The following is a 16,020-nucleotide window of genomic DNA, read 5'->3' as shown; positions in this document are numbered from 1 at the left end:
GTATTCTTGCTTTAACTTCAGAATTTTCGGATCAGGGAAGAGAGGAAAAACATATGGCTCCAAAAAGATCAGATGCCGAAGTGGAAAAATGGCTGATCAGCTGCCGCAGACAACTGCACCGTGAGCCTGAACTCGCTTTTGAGGAATATAAGACAACCGCCCGGATCAGCAAATGGCTGGATCAGTTTTCCATTCGAACGGCTGCATTCCCTTTGAAAACCGGCGCTCTGGCCGTCATCGGCGGGCAGAAACCGGGTCCGACGATTGCCCTGCGTTCGGATATTGACGCGCTCCCGATAACAGAACAGACCGGGTTGCCGTTTGCCTCAGTTCATCCGGGAAAAATGCATGCATGCGGGCATGATGTGCATATGGCAACGATGCTGGGTGCTGCCCGTTTACTGAAGGAACGTGAGGAGGATCTTTCGGGGACCGTCAAAATCATCTTTCAGCCGGCCGAGGAGAAGGGCAATGGGGCCATTGAGGTGTTGAAAACCGGTCTGCTTGATGATGTGCAGTCCATCTGCGGCATGCACATTATGCCGTCTTTACCGACGGGTACCATCGGCATCCGTTCCGGTCCGCTGATGGCCGCTGTCGACCGGTTTATCATCGATATCACAGGTATCGGTACGCATGGCGCCACGCCTGAAAAGGGGAGTGATACTATTGTTGCGGCTTCGCAGATGGTCAGCGCCCTGCAGACGATTATCAGCCGGAATACATCCCCTCTGAATCAGGCGCTGATCAGTGTCACCCGGCTGGAGGCCGGAAATACATGGAACGTGATGCCTGACCGGGCGCAGCTCGAAGGAACGGTACGCACGTTCAGCGAAGAAGTACGGGAAAATATCGAACAAAAGATGAAACGGGTTGCCAGACACACGGCGCTCGCACTGGGTACAGAAGCGCATGTCCGGTATATAAGACTCGGCCCGCCTGTGGTGAATGATCCGCTGTTATCCGGAATAGCCACTGATACGGCTGCGGCTTGCGGGTTAAACGTGGTTGAACCCCCGCTGACCCTCATTGGTGAAGATTTTGCCGAATATCAGAAAAAGATCCCCGGCAGCTTCTTTTTCATGGGCGTTTCAGGAAATTCCGATCTGCATCATCCCGACCTGATCGTTGACGAACAGGCTGTTCTGCCCGCTGCCCGTTTTTTTACAGAACTGGCTGGCCATCTGCTGCGCAGGTTGAAGTCATAAAGAAAAATGAACGCAGGCAGGCGGTCAGGTTCTGCTTCGCGTTCAGACTTCAGGAATCACGGTCAGTGATTTCACTGACATAATAAATGATTTCGGGATTTTTGTGAAACCACTTTTTTTTGCGGAAATAAGCACGCATGGCACCGTCTTTCAGTTCATCCACGCCGATCACTTCCGTCCCTTTTTTACGCGCAAAAGCCTTGATTGATGACAGCATGGTCTCTGAAATCATGGTTTCCTCAGGCCGGCTGATTTCAACAGGTAACGACTGCTTTCCATCGAATTCAGCATAAAATCCGTATTTGTTCATGGAATCCCTCCTTATGTTTCAGTATAAGCAGTTCTCCGGTCAGTCATGTATTCGTCAGGTGCCAGTGGCTTAAGGGTTTTCAGCAGCGATTACCGGATGGAGATCGTCCTTTATTCGTGTAGCGCAGGAGGGTCGTCCTGTGAAAAAACATTTTTAATAGACACGTTTATTGGGGACAGCCCTGCGTGCGCCACCACGTGGATTTTCCACATCTCCTTTAGTTTTTGCTTTACTTTATTTAAATTATAGAACAGATTGTAAGCGTCTGATAAGAAAAGGCGCAGTCACTGTGTCCGCTCAAATTTCTTATATTCTCTTTTCTTTTTTCCTCTTTCAAAATCCTGCAATTATCGTCAGATTTTTCATATTTTAAAGAAAAAGCCTGCCGATTGGCAGGCTTTTTTCAGGACAGCCGTGATTTGAAATCTTTATAACTGAAAGATTTCACGATACGCAGTCCGTCTGTTTCATTAAATACAGCAATAGACGGGAGACCGACGCCGTTGAACGTATTGTTCTTGACCATGGAATATATGGCCATATCGCAGAACACCAGGCGATCTCCCGGGTGGAGCCGGTGATCAAATGAATAATCACCGATGACGTCTCCTGCAAGGCAGGTCGGACCACCCAGGCGGTACGTAAACGACTTTTCGCCAGGCTTCCCCCCTCCAATCAACACCGGGCGATACGGCATCTCCAGCACATCCGGCATATGGCAGGTGGCTGACAGATCCAGTATAGCCAGATCCATGCCGTTATGCATCACATCCAGCACAGTTCCAACGAGATACCCCGCATTCAGCGCAACCGCCTCACCCGGTTCCAGATAAACCTGAAGATCATACTTATCCTGCATGAAGCTGATGCAGCGCCTCAGCCGGCTCAGATCATAATCCGGACGCGTGATGTGGTGTCCGCCGCCAAAGTTGATCCACTTCATCTGCTTCAGGTACCTGCCGAACTTTTCATCCACAGCGGAAAGTGTATGCTCCAGAGCATCTGAATTTTGTTCACACAGGGTGTGAAAATGCAGGCCTTCAAGGCCCTCAAGCGCATCAGGTTCAAAGTTTTTCAGTGTGACTCCCATCCGGGAACACGGCGCACACGGATTATACAAACCGGCGGCGACTTCTGAGTATTCCGGATTCACCCGGATCCCGCAGGAAACAGGCTGCCCGGATTGTTTCACCCGGTCGCGAAACCGGCGCCACTGGCTGAAGGAATTAAAAACAAGATGATCGGCGACGTGCAGGATCTCATCAAATTCACTTTCCCTGTAAGCAGGTGAGTAAACATGCACCTCTTTATCCATTTCCTCACGCCCGAGCCGCGCTTCATGCAGGGAACTTGAGGCGACGCCGCTCAGATATCTGCCGATCAGCGGATAAAGAGAAAACATCGAAAACGCCTTCTGTGCCAGCAGGATCTTACAGCCAGTCTGACGTTCAACAGCATACAGGATTTCCAGATTTTTAATGAGCAGCCCTTCATCAACGATATAGCAGGGCGAAGGGGCCTGCCTGAAATCAATAGCCATCAGCTGCCCCCTCAGTCAATCAGTTCCGGCGAAAAGCTCTCCTGCCACGGCAGTCCGAACTGATTCAGTGCGTCCATGAACGGATCGGGATCAAATTCTTCAATGTTGTAAACACCCGGCTTTTTCCACTTGCCGGTCAGGATCATCGAGGCTCCGATCATCGCCGGCACACCGGTTGTATAGGAGATGGCCTGCGAGCCGACTTCTTTATAGCACGCCTCGTGATCACAGACGTTGTACACATAGTACCTGACCGGTCTGCCCTCTTTTGTCCCCTGGAAGATGCAGCCGATATTCGTTTTCCCTTTGGTCCGCGGGCCAAGGGAAGCCGGATCCGGAAGAACCGCCTTCAAAAACTGCAGAGGGACAATCTGTTTTCCTTCGAAGTTGATGGGTTCAATCGAGGTCATGCCGACATCCTGCAGGACCTGAAGATGGTTCAGATAACTCTGCGAGAAAGTCATCCAGAATCTGATCTTCTTAATCCCTTTGATATGGAGTGCGAGGGACTCCATCTCTTCATGATGCAGCAGGTAGATATCTTTCGGTCCGATCTGCGGGAAATCATAGACTTTTTTGAACGACATCGGTTCCGTTTCGATGAATCGGCCTTTTTCAAAATAGCTGCCTTTTGCCGTCACTTCACGGATATTGATCTCCGGGTTGAAATTGGTTGCGAACGGATAGCCATGGTCGCCTGCATTGGCATCAAGTATATCAATCTGATGGATCTCATCAAAATAGTGCTTCTGCGCGTAGGCCGAAAAAACACCGGTGACGCCCGGGTCGAACCCGCTTCCGAGAAGAGCCGTAATCCCGGCCTCCTTAAATCTGTCCCGGTACGCCCACTGCCATTTATATTCAAACTTCGCCGTATCCTCCGGTTCATAATTGGCTGTGTCGACATAGTCCACTCCGGTCTCAAGGCAGGCGTCCATAATGGTCAGATCCTGATACGGAAGGGCCACGTTAATCACGATATCAGGCTGAAACTTCTTAATCAGTGCCACCAGTTCCGGAACGTGATTCGCGTCGACCTGTGCCGTCTGAATCTTTGTCCGCCCTCCGTCCAGTTTCTTTTTTAAAGCCTCGCATTTGGATACGGTACGGCTTGCAATGCAGATTTCTTCAAAAACAGCCGGATTCTGGCAGCATTTGTGTACCACAACACCAGCGACACCGCCTGCTCCGATAATTAACGCTTTTCCCATTTGATGAACGCCTCCTTAAATGTCCTTACTCAACTTCTTCCAAGAGATCCTTCACATAGTTCGGCAGGGCAAAGGCACCGATATGAATGTCCGGATTGTAGTATCGCGTCCTGAGGCCGAGTTTCAGCCACGCTTCCGGATCAAAATCCTTTGTCGGATGATCCTTTTTCGATGCGAATCCGAACAGCCAGTGTCCCGACGGATAAGTGGGAATATGCGCCTGATAGACGCGGCTGACCGGGAACGAGGCAACAATCCGCTTGTGCGCCCGTTGCATCGCCACGGCATCTACAGGATAAAAGGGGCTTTCCTGCTGATTGACCATCAGCCCGTCTGCGCGAAGGGCTTTATAACAATTGCCATAAAACTCTTTGGTAAAAAGCCCCTCACCCGGGCCGAACGGGTCTGTTGAATCTACAACAATTAAATCATATGCCTGATCTTTTGTCCGAACAAATTTCAGGCCGTCCTCATAATGGATCGACACCCGGGGGTCGTCCAGACCCCCGGCGGTTTGCGGCAAGAATTTTTTACAGACTTCGACCACCTGCCGGTCAATTTCCACGAGATCAATCTGTTCAATGCCCGGATAACGCACCAGTTCCCGGATAGCACCGCCGTCTCCGCCTCCAATGACGAGCACACGCTTTGCTTGAGGATGCACAGCCATCGGGACATGAATGATCATCTCGTGATAGATAAATTCGTCTTTCTCCGTCAGCATCATGTAGCCGTCGAGGGTCAGAAACCGGCCGAATTCAGGTGAATCAAAGAGGTCGATCCGCTGAAACTCACTCCGTCCGGAATAGATCTGTTTGTCTACCTGAATCGAAAACTTCACATGCTTCGTATGTTTCTCCGTAAACCATAATTCCAAATCCTTCGCCTCCTTTTTCCCGCATGAACGGGCATTACCACCTCAGGGGCATGAGGGTACACGAACATGTCTGGGGAGATCACTGCCCGCAGCCGTTCGATGGGTTCAACGAGCAATCAGGGCAGGTTAAAAACGAGGGCGTCCTGTCGCAACGCCTGCGCGGGCTCGTCCGGTGCGCCCACTGATTGACGTTTCACTTGATCACCTGCAGGCGATTGACCCTGCTGTCCCGGGTACCCGTCAGAAAGCAGCCTCTTTCCTTCGCATAGCGGATATACGTTAATATATCGGCTGTGATGCGTTCGCCGGGAGCAAGAATCGGGATACCGGGCGGATAGCACATGACGAATTCACCGCAGATCCTGCCGCTGCTTTCATTGAGCGCAACCGATTCACTTTCCGCATAAAACGCTTCCTGCGGCGCAGCCACAACCTGCGGACGGATATATTCCTGGCTGAGCATGCCCGTTTTATCTCCGGCATATTGCCTCCGGATTTCAGATAATGCCGAGACAAGCCGTTCGATATCCAGAATCCGGTCACCGATCGACAGATAAGCCAGAATATTCCCAATATCACCGAATTCAATCTGGATATCGTATTCATCACGCAGCGTATCGTAGACCTCAATCCCTGCCAGACCAAGCTCCAGGGTGTGTATCGACAGCTTCGTCCGGTCAAAATCATAAATGGTATCCCTGTTGATGAGCTCGCCTGAGAAGGCGTAATAACCGCCGATCCTGTTGATCTCAGACCGGGCATATTCCGCCATCGTGCTGACTCTGCTGAAAATCCGCCGGCCGTTCAGAGCGAGATTACGTCGGGAAATGTCCAGCGAAGAGATCAACAGATAGGAACCGCTGGTCGTCTGCGTCAGGTTAATGATTTGGCGGACATACCCTTCACTCATCCCATGACTCGTCAGCAAAAGCGAGCTCTGCGTCAGCGACCCGCCCGACTTGTGCATACTGACAGCAGCCATGTCAGCACCGGCGGCCATCGCGGTCACCGGCATCTGTTCACCAAAGTAGAAGTGCGTGCCGTGCGCTTCATCAACGAGAACACGCATGCCATATTCATGCGCCAGATCCGTGATCGCCTTCAGATTGGAACAGATGCCATAATAGGTCGGATTGTTGACAAGGACCGCTTTCGCATCCGGATTTTCGATCACAGCCTGCCTGACATCGTCAAGAGACATGCCCAGAGAGATCCCCAGATCACGGTTCATACCGGGATTGACATAGACAGGCACCGCACCGCTCAGAATCAGGGCATTGATTGCGCTCCGGTGCACATTACGCGGCATAATGATTTTTTCTCCGCGCTTGCAGACACTCATCACCATGCTCTGGACAGCTGAGGTGGTCCCGTTCACCATAAAAAACGCGTGTTCCGCCCCGAATGCCTCAGCCGCGAGGTCTTCCGCATCCCTGATGACCGAAACCGGATGGCAGAGGTTGTCGAGCGGCTTCATGGAATTGACATCAACCGACAGGCAGCGGTCGCCGAGAAAATCAGCCAGTTCCCTGTTTCCCCGCCCTCTCTTGTGCCCGGGTACATCGAACGGAACAACCCGCATGGCCTTAAAACGGTTCAGCGCTTCAAGTACAGGCGCCCGTTTTTGTGACAGCTGGTTCATTTTATTTCATCATTCTCCGTTTTAAAGCCTGTCCGGGTGACCGGCAGGCTGTCCTATTTTTTACAATCAGCCAAATATATTGGCACCACTGAAGATTTCGATCATTTCCCTGCGTAAACTGCTGCTGATTTTCAGCCGCTCTTTCGGAGGAATTTCCAGTACATCCCGGTTAAACAGATAATTCTGCAGATCCAGTTCCTTAATCAGCATTTTGGTATGAAACAGATTCGCCTGATAAACATTGATATCCGTAGCATCATATTTTTCCAAAGTCGTTTCATCAATATAATCCTGAATTGAAGTCATCCGGTGATCCATGAACAGCTTCTTTCCATCCACATCGCGCGTGAATCCGCGAACCCGGTAATCGGCCGTAATGATATCGGAATCGAAGCTGCCGATCAGGTAATTCAGCGTATTAAGCGGTGTGATCTCACCACAGGTTGCCACGTCAATATCCACCCGGAAGGTAGCAATCGCATTCCCCGGGTGGAATTCCGGATAGGTGTGCACCGTCACGTGGCTTTTATCGAGATGCCCGACGATCGTATCCCGCGCGTCACCGATCCGGCCGAGATTACAGGAGGGATCGATTTTGTCCGTCGGAAACTCCTGCTCCGCGATCAGCACCGTCACACTTGCGCCCTGCGGATCATAGTCCTGTTTGCTGATATTAAGAACATGGGCACCGATCATCTCTGTGACTTTGCAGAGAATCTTCGTCAGGCGTTCCGAATTATACTGCTCATCGATATAAGAAATGTAGTCTCTCTGCTCACGCTCGCTCTTTGCATAGCAAACATCATAAATGTTGAAGCTCAGTGCCTTTGTGAGGTTGTTAAAGCCATACAGCTTCAGCTTATTTTCCAACCCTGTCCTCACAGCCTTTCTCTATATTCAGGTAATTAAAGGATACCAGGCAGAAAAAAACGGGGATCCATTCAAGTGACAGGAACATCGTCGGGAGGGTTAAATGAAGAGATTATCTAATAAGAGACAAAAATCAATATTAATTATATACAGAACAGGGGGTAAGTCAATATAAAAAAATACACTCGAACTTTTTGCAATGTTGATTTTTTTCATCATGCCAATCTAAGCAGCGCAACTTTTCCAGATGGTCAAAGGGCTGCCTTCCTGGCCGGGCGACTCTTCTTCTGCGTTTTGCGCTCCCTTTCAAAGCCCCGCAGGCCATCTCCCACCTCGCGAGGGTTTTCTTCTCACTTACTTGTCATCAGATGTTTTGTCCTGAGAGCAAAAAGTAAAATAAGCGGAAATTTTCCGGTCAGAGGCAGAACGGCACGCATTTCGAGGGGCAGATAAGTGGAAGTTTTCCGATTAGGCCAGGCAAAAAGCTCCATTTTCCCGTTTTCTGGGTCAATAGACGGAATCTCTCCGTCTATTTTAGCTGTTTTTAAATTGAATGACTTAAGTAAGCGGAATTTTTCCGTCTATTCATCTGATCATGCGCTTAACCTGCCCCCCCAGTCGATAAGAGCGGATCCCGGGAACCCCCCCTCTGTATTTTTCATATTGTTGTAAATCGTCTCAGATTTTGACCATACGCCTTCAGGTTTTCCTTATCATCCCCGAGTTTGGACCGACTTTTCTGTGATTTGGTCCGACTTTTTTCGGGTTTGGACCAACTTTTCAGGGATTCGGATCAACTTTTCTTGAATTTGGACCAACTTTTCACGGATTCGGACTGATACATTAAACTCATAGAGATCATCGTCCCACTGTATTTTTCATATGTTTTGACCCTGCGACTTCCCCTCTGTTTTGGAAGAAATTAACTTCACAACTCATTGCAATGAACTGCCGGGCGCCTCTTCCGGGCGTGCCTTCAGAGCTGATTGGCCATCTTCTGAAAAATCGCGTCCCAGTCCCTGCTCTTCGCGAGGCGTGTTCTTCTTGCCTTCAGGTCAGGATCATCTTTTCCCCGCAACATTTCTTCACATACATGAATAAAGGTATCGGTATCGGAACGGTCGATCTCGGCATACACCGAGTCTGCTGCATAAGCGGCGGTTGACGGCAGATTGATGCCGACAGCCGGTTTCCCGGCAGCGAGAAATTCAAACAGTTTCAATGGAAAAACAGCCGCATTATACGGAGACAGTTTATAGGGCATGATCCCGACATCAACCAGCTTCATGTATTTCGGTACTTCAGCAGGGGACACGCTTCCGGTCCAGATGACATTTTTTTCCTGAAGCAGCTCACGGAATGCCGGGTCTTCTCCTGTTCCATCCGGTCCGACAAAAAGGAAGAGCCAGTCCCGCCTTTTTCGCGCCGCGTCCTGAATCAGACGAAAATCCAGTTTTGGTTTGATGCCGCCGATATAGCCGAGTACAGGCCCCGTGAAATGCTCCGGAAGGACATGGCCCGCCGCGACGGAAGATTGAGTGAACAGGCTGTAGTCGACGCCATTCTCATATGTCCGTACGCGTGTGCATTTATCCGGCTGCACCCGCTGCGTCACCTGATTTCTCAGATAATCAGAGGTGCAGAAAATGAGATCTGCCCGACTGATAATTTTTCTCTCAGCATGGGAAATCAGAATACTCCTGAGCCGGTAGGGCAGCGACATCTTGCCGCTGATCGGCGCCGCCCAGAAATCACTGCAGTCATAGATCACCTTATCCCATGCATACAGATTCATTACTTCAGGGAAGAGCGGGCACGTAAACCACAGAAAGACGTGTGCATGCCCTCTGAAACGCTCAAGCATCGCATGAAGTGCTGAAAGCTTCTTTTTATAATAAAACGACAGAAAACGACAGAAACGGAATGCCTTCTGAGGAAAAGGGTCCGGTACAGCAAACTGAAGAATGCCACCAGGCAGCCCGGTGAAGCCGGATAAGGTCCGGTCCGGCGTCGGGCAGAGCCAGATCACCTTCTCTGTTTCCTGCTGCTTCTGTAAAAAGCCGGCGAGACGATGGCGGCGGTACCGGAGTCCGTCCTGAGCCCATACGCCTGTTGCGACAATAATATGTACATGTTTCAGCCGGATCATCCCCCTGTTATGAAAAGCGTTTGATAGCCGCGTTTGCCGCATAATGGCAGAAATACCAGCAGGCCTCAGGAAGCGGCAGACCCTCCACCCGGCGAAACACAAACCAGGTCTTTTTTGCCGCCTTCCATTTATTCCCTGACAGGGCGTTTCGGCTGCCCACACGATACGCCGACAGGTTCTCATCCAGACCATAGGCTGTAAACCCTTGCTTCAGCAGCTTCAGCCATGTGGCCAGATCCTGACGGGAACGCAGATCAGGCATCTGAAATCTGCCGGTCTGATTGCGGTCAATCATCACAGTCAGGCAGCCGACGATGGTATTTTTCAGCAGATCATGATACGTGACGCGCTGCGGGGCATGAATGATTTTGTTCAGTGGCCGGCCTGATGCATCCATATATTCATAGCCCGTGAAGGTAAAGGCATACTGATGTTTTTTCATGAAAGCAAGCTGTTTCGCCAGTTTATCTGGCTTCCAGCGATCATCACTGTCCAGAAACGCAACATAACGTCCGCGTGCCAGATATAAAGCCTTGTTGCGCGCAGCGGCAGCCCCGCTGTTTTCACTGAGAAAGACGGGATGGATCCGTTCATCGGCAAGCATCGCCGCCACAAGTTTTTCCTGTGTACCATCTGAAGAGCCATCATCGACGATCACCATTTCCCAGTTTGCAAAGGTCTGAGCTCTTACGGAACTGATTACCTCTTCAATCGTCTTTTCCGCATTCCAGGCCGGGGTGATCACCGATACCTCCGGATCCATCTGTACCATAACGGGACCTCCTCACTGAACTTCCGATCAGGATTTTCTCTCCCGGACAAATTCCGGGAACACCGCCCAGAGAATCACTAAGGTCAGACCAATCATCACGCCGAGTACCGCACGTTTCTTTGGTGTAAAGGGGCTGCCGATACTTCCTGAGGCAGCTGCGGCCGGCTCCAGTAATTCTGCCGGCCGAAGAGCGAGCCGATCGGTTTTCAGCTTATAAAGGAAACGTTCACGGTCAACAGCTGTTGCGGCCACATTGTCCGTCCGGCTGACGGCCTGGATACTCTGATCAATCACGGCCGTTTTTTTGTTATATTCCTTCTGATCAAGCCGGATAAAAGCTTCAGCAATCCGGTTGGCCGTATTCGCTGCTTCTGCTGCTGAAGTCCCGGTGTACGTCAGCTGCATCCGGCCGGCACTGAGCGTCGCTACATGCAGACGGCTGAGCAGGCCATTCTGTTCTTTCTCCCACAGATCGGGCATCTGTTCCTGATAAAACGGCGCATTCGTCAGAAGCACCGTGACCGGTTCCTGTTCATTGAGTACCCGGTTATGATGGCTGCCGAGGATAAACGTTACGGCAGCTTTATAACTTGCCGGTGCCGCGCCTGTCGGTACGAACCAGCCGATCAATCCGAAGAGAATGGGAACACTGAGTGCGAGCCACAGATATTGACGCAGTCGCGCAACACTATGAGAAATCACAGGCAACCCTCCTGTCCTCTGATCTTTTTTTCAGAAAATCGCTTCTTTTGAAGTACAGAAACAAGGGCGACGATAAATCCGAGAAAGGTCCAGTGAAAATACAGATTGCTGACGGAACTCGGACTGATGTTCGAAATCAGAAAGGCGATCATCGCCGTCATGGCGCCTTCAGCCAGCATGCGCGGTTCGGCGCCTGAAAGTCCCCTGCTGTTCCGGTACAGTCCAAAAAAGAGCGCGGCGTACACCGCCAGATAACCGGCAGCTATGAAAATGCCGAAATTTCCGGCAATCTCTGCGAGCCAGTTATGGACTTCATAAATCTGACCGGTCGGGTAGCGCGGCTGATATTCCAGATAGACGGGCAGATTGCCGGCACCGACCCCGAAGCCCCAGGAATCAGCCAGATAACTGACTGTACTGCGCAGCAGATCCATCCGCACTCTGTTCGATGAGGGGGCAGCGTTCACCAGATCCTGCGGTTCCTCCATCGCCAGGTGACCCGGCAGTCCGTCATGGAGCGTGGCATAGCCCAGACCTGCGGCCAGCAGCAGGAGACCTGCCGTCACGCCGATTTTCTTCAGCTTCTGCGGCAGGAGTAAAAAGACGTAGAACGCCATCCCTGCTGTCACGGCAAGCAGGCTGGCACGCGAATCCGTCAGCCAGATAGAATAGACGGACAAAACGGCTGCACCGGCTGCTAAACCTCTGATCCCTCTGTTTTTCACATTTCTCGCACAGGCAAGATAAAAAAAGACTGAGATGGCAAGCAGCGTTGCGAAATCGTTCTGATTGGTGAAAACGGCTGTCGGATAACCCAGCTTGTACGCCGGTCCGCCATAAAGCGTGGAGGTCGGCAGCTGGATCTTTGCGAAATGATTGATCAGGCCGATCAGAATCAGGCATCCGCTCATCACCATCCAGATCCTGAATACAGCGCTCAGCCGGCGCATGCTTTGGAAGGCGAAAACCGAAAGAAAAACGAATGCGATTCCGGTATCGATGAGAAACAGATACCTGATGCCGTCGATCACCGAACGCGCCCAGAGAAGTGACACCGCCCCGTAAGCCATCCAGAACAGAAAAAAGTACAGGATGCCTTTCACTTCGACGTCCTGCCACAGGTTCGCAAGACCACGCCGTCTGAGAGCGAGTGCAAAAAGAATCATCAGACAGACGAGCATCATGATCCGGTATATAAATAAAGTGAAAAAGCCTGCGGGCAGGCTCAGCAGTGACTGATTCAGAAAGGTTGCCGCGAGGAACACATACATCGCGCCTGTCAAAAGGTCCTCTCCTCCGACTGTTTTTCTGATCAGAAGGCACGCTGCAATCAGCGCCCATGTCCACAGGATAAGAAAAAACAGTTGTTTCGGCGCGGAATCGACAAGCAGTGCCGCAACCAGACCGGCAAGCAGAATCGCCAGCAGTCCGGCTGTTCCCGCCGCCATCCGATTGATGTGATTCATCATGTAATCCCCTGTTTTTATCTATATATATGAAACTTCTCGCTTCAGAGCACTGCGTTCTTCGCTTTCCGCATGCTGCCTGCCGTCTCGCGCAGGCCCTTTCGAAGATCCCAGGAGGGCGCCCACTTGAGCAAGGATTTCGTCTCTTCATTTGAAAGGGTACTGTCCCGGATATCCCCCTGACGTTCAGGGCCATAATAGACACCGATATCGGACTTGGCCGCCTCTTTCATCATCTGGAAAAGCTGATTGATTGAAACGGATGTACCGGAGGAGACATTGGCAATAAAACTCTGATCGACTTTCAGGGCACAGGCAACCGCTTTTGCGACATCCCGGACGTAAATGAAATCCCGGGTCTGCCCACCATCGCCATAAATCATCGGCGGCGTGCCTTTCCTGATTCGATCAGCAAAAATGGACACGACACCGCCTTCACCCGCCGCGTCCTGTCTCGGTCCGTACACATTACTGAACCTGAGGATCCCGTAAGGCAGGCCATAGAACTTCCGGAACATGTCCAGATAGTGCTCAACCGTCAGCTTGGTCAGACCGTACGGGGACTCCGGCTGAGTCGGATGATCCGTTGTGACCGGCAGAAATGTCGGATTGCCGTAAACGGCCGCTGAGGAAGAAAAAACGACCTTTTTTACTTTCGCCAGCCGGGCCGCATTCAGGATATTCAGCGACCCGGAAACATTGGTCCGTTCATCAAACAGCGGGTCTTCCACCGACTGACGGACACTGACCTGGGCAGCGAGATGGACAATGAAATCAGGCTTGTTGGATTGAATCAGATTGATGACCGACGGATCAGCAATATCACAGATATATAAATCAATCGGCAGCCCGGCAATATTCCTGTGATGGCCGGTGGAAAAGTTATCCATAACCGCGACATGCATGTTCTGTCGAAGCAGTTCTTCAACGACATGTGATCCGATAAAACCGGCCCCGCCTGTTACGATCGCTTTTTTCATACAGCATTCCTCCAATTTCTGAGATGGGCTGTTACCTTGCCCCTTCACCTGTCAGCAGCACCCTGACGGTTTTCAGCATGATTTGCCATTCCAGAGTGAAAGACAGATGACTGACATATTCAAGATCAAAAACCAGTTTTTCCTGCGGCGTCAGATCATATCCACCATTTACCTGGGCAAGCCCGGTCAAACCCGGTTTCACAAGCAGACGATTTTTAAAACCGGGGATTTCCCGGTCAAACTTTTCCGTGAAGAACGGTCGTTCAGGACGCGGTCCAATCAGTGACATGTCCCCTTTCAGTACCGTCAGCAGCTGAGGTAACTCATCGATCCGCGTTTGACGAATGAATTTCCCGACCTTTGTGACCCGGGGATCATGAGCTGCGGCCCACTGGGCACCGGAGCGCTCAGCATCTTTTCGCATGGAGCGCAGTTTTACCAGATTAAATGTCCTGCCGCCCTTTCCGACCCTTTTCTGGACATAAAAGGGAGAGCCGGGCGTCTCAAGAACAATCAGAATGGAGAATAAAAGGACAACAGGTGCTGCGATCACGATACCCATTGCAGATAAAACGATATCCAGTCCGCGTTTGACGAACAGATAAGGTTTGACCTTTTCAGGCAGGGTTACTTTCTGCGCACCGACCATTGAATAACCACCATAAGCCTTGATCTGTTTCTCTGCATGCATACAAAACGCCCCACTGTTCATTCAAGAGTCCGTTCGGAACTCCGGAAAAGCACCGGAAAAAATCTGCCGGTCAGACTGTTCCCGTAGACAGGTTTTCCGCTTCCTCCGGAAATAAGTTCCTGTTTTAATGACATAAACAGATGAAGAAAAACTTTCCGACCGGCAAGTCGCAGGCACGCCGGAGGCTTCGTTTTTCTGATCCTTTTCCCATAAAAATTTCTTTCTTAATCGTATTATAAAAACCATATATAGAGGCACTATGGTTTTTGTATAAATTTTGTGTAAATTGTGGTGTCCTTTTCAGGGAAAACAGGGTTTATGACAAGGGAAAACGTACCGGGACGGGCAGAAAGAGAGATTACTTCTTTCGAAAGCATTCACATGTAACAGGATCCATGCTCTTATCAGCATACCCAATCAGAGCAGGGCAATATACTTCAGATTCCCGGCACGCGGCAGAGGAAGCTGCTGAAAATTGAAATCAGTCGTTCAGGTGCATGAGACAGGCGTGTAATTTTTCACCCGCCCGCCGCCAGGACCAGGCTTTTGCATTCAGAAATCCTTTCTGAATCATATCCTGCCGCAACGCATCATCGGCCAGCACGCTTTCCACCGCAAAAGCGATGCCATCCGTATCAAGCGGATCAACCAGCCAGGCGGCATCCCCTGAAATTTCCGGCAGAGCGGACACGTTGGAGGCAATCACCGGGGTTCCCGCCGCCATGGCTTCCAGAACAGGAATTCCAAAGCCTTCATATAAAGAAATAAACAGTTTAATCGATGCCAGCTGGTAAAAGGCTGCTTTATCCCGGTCATCCACAGCATCAGTAAAGCGCACGTCGCTTTCAATACCCAGCTGCCCGGCCAGCTGTCTGAGCGGCTCACTCCCGTTCGTGATCACCAGTTTTACCGAGTCCCTGACTGCTTTCTGAACCTTTGCGTAGGATTTAAGAACAGAAGTCACGTTTTTATGCTTACGACTGGACCCGAAATACAAAATGAATTTTTCCGGTAAGTGATATTTTTTCCTCACCTCTTTCAGCCTTTCCGGATGAACCGGCGTGTGGAACCGGGCGAAATCAACCCCATTGGGAATGACATGAATTCTCTCTTCAGAAATCGGAAAATACGTGAGAATATCGCGTTTTGAACACTCCGAAACCGTCAGAATGTCATCAGATCGACTGATGGCGTCGCGAATGTAAGCTAAATAATCGGCTTTGACCGACTGATTCTCCATTTCCGTTTTTAACGGAATCAGGTCATGAATGGTTGAAATCACTTTGCCGTCAAGACGGGCCCGCGGCAGCTTATAGTTGAAATAGAGATAAATATCACTCGAACTCCGGCAGATCCGGCGCATGGAAACGGGCAACAGGGACCTGTGCGGGCTGTACATCCATCTGGCGGGGATAAGCGAAATCTTGGTTGGAAAAGGAAAACGGGAGAAGGACTGCGGCCTGGTGTGCCAGGTCAGAAAGGCATGTCCGGAGCACGTCAGGTCAGGATATTGCACCAGTTCCGTAATTAAATGACGGGCAAAAATGCCAATACCGATTCTTTGGTTATTCACTTCCTGCATGCCAAAATTAACCTGCATCT

Annotated in this window: 14 protein-coding genes; 1 reads left to right on the top strand and 13 read right to left on the bottom strand. The window is 50.7% G+C overall.

What is annotated here, in order from left to right:
* The first annotated feature begins 53 nt into the window (after positions 1 to 53).
* Positions 54 to 1,208, top strand: coding sequence for an amidohydrolase (locus EWH91_RS10990; RefSeq protein ID WP_129930086.1), 1,155 nt, complete (start codon positions 54 to 56; stop codon positions 1,206 to 1,208).
* 49 nt (positions 1,209 to 1,257) lie between these two features.
* Here EWH91_RS10990 and EWH91_RS10985 read toward each other — a convergent pair whose 3' ends face one another.
* The 13 genes from EWH91_RS10985 to EWH91_RS10925 all read right to left on the bottom strand — a co-directional run bounded on the left by EWH91_RS10985 (position 1,258) and on the right by EWH91_RS10925 (position 16,018).
* Positions 1,258 to 1,518: a hypothetical protein gene (locus EWH91_RS10985; RefSeq protein ID WP_129930085.1), complete on the bottom strand. Its 261-nt coding sequence runs from the start codon at positions 1,516 to 1,518 to the stop codon at positions 1,258 to 1,260.
* Between the two features lie 403 nt (positions 1,519 to 1,921).
* On the bottom strand, positions 1,922 to 3,058 hold the full coding sequence (gene nspC, locus EWH91_RS10980; protein WP_129930084.1) for a carboxynorspermidine decarboxylase: 1,137 nt from the start codon (positions 3,056 to 3,058) through the stop codon (positions 1,922 to 1,924).
* A gap of 11 nt (positions 3,059 to 3,069) precedes the next feature.
* Positions 3,070 to 4,269 carry a saccharopine dehydrogenase family protein gene (locus EWH91_RS10975; RefSeq protein ID WP_129930083.1) on the bottom strand — a complete coding sequence of 400 codons (1,200 nt, stop codon included), beginning with the start codon at positions 4,267 to 4,269 and terminating at the stop codon, positions 3,070 to 3,072.
* A 25-nt stretch (positions 4,270 to 4,294) separates the two neighbouring features.
* Positions 4,295 to 5,146, bottom strand: coding sequence for a polyamine aminopropyltransferase (gene speE / locus EWH91_RS10970; protein WP_129930082.1), 852 nt, complete (start codon positions 5,144 to 5,146; stop codon positions 4,295 to 4,297).
* 193 nt (positions 5,147 to 5,339) lie between these two features.
* On the bottom strand, positions 5,340 to 6,788 hold the full coding sequence (locus tag EWH91_RS10965) for an aminotransferase class I/II-fold pyridoxal phosphate-dependent enzyme (RefSeq protein WP_129930081.1): 1,449 nt from the start codon (positions 6,786 to 6,788) through the stop codon (positions 5,340 to 5,342).
* Between the two features lie 66 nt (positions 6,789 to 6,854).
* Complete coding sequence (gene speD, locus EWH91_RS10960) at positions 6,855 to 7,658, bottom strand: adenosylmethionine decarboxylase (RefSeq protein ID WP_206184324.1); 804 nt, start codon at positions 7,656 to 7,658, stop codon at positions 6,855 to 6,857.
* A 976-nt stretch (positions 7,659 to 8,634) separates the two neighbouring features.
* Positions 8,635 to 9,807, bottom strand: coding sequence for a teichuronic acid biosynthesis protein TuaH (tuaH, locus tag EWH91_RS10955; RefSeq protein ID WP_129930079.1), 1,173 nt, complete (start codon positions 9,805 to 9,807; stop codon positions 8,635 to 8,637).
* A gap of 7 nt (positions 9,808 to 9,814) precedes the next feature.
* The gene (gene tuaG / locus EWH91_RS10950) at positions 9,815 to 10,579 is read right to left on the bottom strand and encodes a teichuronic acid biosynthesis protein TuaG (protein ID WP_129930078.1); all 765 of its coding nucleotides are present in this window, start codon (positions 10,577 to 10,579) and stop codon (positions 9,815 to 9,817) included.
* 27 nt (positions 10,580 to 10,606) lie between these two features.
* Positions 10,607 to 11,281, bottom strand: a complete 675-nt coding sequence (locus EWH91_RS10945) for a hydrolase (protein WP_129930077.1) — start codon at positions 11,279 to 11,281, stop codon at positions 10,607 to 10,609.
* Positions 11,278 to 12,747: a teichuronic acid biosynthesis protein TuaE gene (gene tuaE, locus EWH91_RS10940; RefSeq protein ID WP_165364309.1), complete on the bottom strand. Its 1,470-nt coding sequence runs from the start codon at positions 12,745 to 12,747 to the stop codon at positions 11,278 to 11,280. Before tuaE ends, EWH91_RS10945 begins: the two co-directional genes overlap by 4 nt.
* Positions 12,748 to 12,791: 44 nt before the next feature.
* A complete protein-coding gene (locus EWH91_RS10935; RefSeq protein ID WP_129930075.1) occupies positions 12,792 to 13,727 on the bottom strand; it encodes an NAD-dependent epimerase/dehydratase family protein in 936 nt (311 codons plus the stop codon).
* A gap of 31 nt (positions 13,728 to 13,758) precedes the next feature.
* Positions 13,759 to 14,418: a sugar transferase gene (locus EWH91_RS10930; RefSeq protein ID WP_129930074.1), complete on the bottom strand. Its 660-nt coding sequence runs from the start codon at positions 14,416 to 14,418 to the stop codon at positions 13,759 to 13,761.
* A gap of 481 nt (positions 14,419 to 14,899) precedes the next feature.
* Positions 14,900 to 16,018: a glycosyltransferase family 4 protein gene (locus tag EWH91_RS10925; protein ID WP_129930073.1), complete on the bottom strand. Its 1,119-nt coding sequence runs from the start codon at positions 16,016 to 16,018 to the stop codon at positions 14,900 to 14,902.
* Positions 16,019 to 16,020: the final 2 nt, after the last annotated feature.

The organism is Sporolactobacillus sp. THM19-2 (assembly GCF_004153195.1).
Taxonomy (GTDB): Bacteria; Bacillota; Bacilli; order Bacillales; family Sporolactobacillaceae; genus Sporolactobacillus.
Note: the sequence above shows the minus strand (reverse complement) of the source record. Positions and strands in the feature narration are given on the sequence as shown.

Bases quoted from the DNA above. Each gene is read 5' to 3' on its own strand.
- tuaH (WP_129930079.1), bottom strand. From the start codon at position 9,807: ATGATCCGGCTGAAACATGTACATATTATTGTCGCAACAGGCGTATGG.
- nspC (WP_129930084.1), bottom strand. From the start codon at position 3,058: ATGGCTATTGATTTCAGGCAGGCCCCTTCGCCCTGCTATATCGTTGAT.
- EWH91_RS10930 (WP_129930074.1), bottom strand. From the start codon at position 14,418: ATGCATGCAGAGAAACAGATCAAGGCTTATGGTGGTTATTCAATGGTC.
- tuaG (WP_129930078.1), bottom strand. From the start codon at position 10,579: ATGGTACAGATGGATCCGGAGGTATCGGTGATCACCCCGGCCTGGAAT.
- EWH91_RS10985 (WP_129930085.1), bottom strand. From the start codon at position 1,518: ATGAACAAATACGGATTTTATGCTGAATTCGATGGAAAGCAGTCGTTA.
- tuaE (WP_165364309.1), bottom strand. From the start codon at position 12,747: ATGAATCACATCAATCGGATGGCGGCGGGAACAGCCGGACTGCTGGCG.
- EWH91_RS10990 (WP_129930086.1), top strand. From the start codon at position 54: ATGGCTCCAAAAAGATCAGATGCCGAAGTGGAAAAATGGCTGATCAGC.
- EWH91_RS10935 (WP_129930075.1), bottom strand. From the start codon at position 13,727: ATGAAAAAAGCGATCGTAACAGGCGGGGCCGGTTTTATCGGATCACAT.
- EWH91_RS10925 (WP_129930073.1), bottom strand. From the start codon at position 16,018: ATGCAGGTTAATTTTGGCATGCAGGAAGTGAATAACCAAAGAATCGGT.
- EWH91_RS10965 (WP_129930081.1), bottom strand. From the start codon at position 6,788: ATGAACCAGCTGTCACAAAAACGGGCGCCTGTACTTGAAGCGCTGAAC.
- EWH91_RS10975 (WP_129930083.1), bottom strand. From the start codon at position 4,269: ATGGGAAAAGCGTTAATTATCGGAGCAGGCGGTGTCGCTGGTGTTGTG.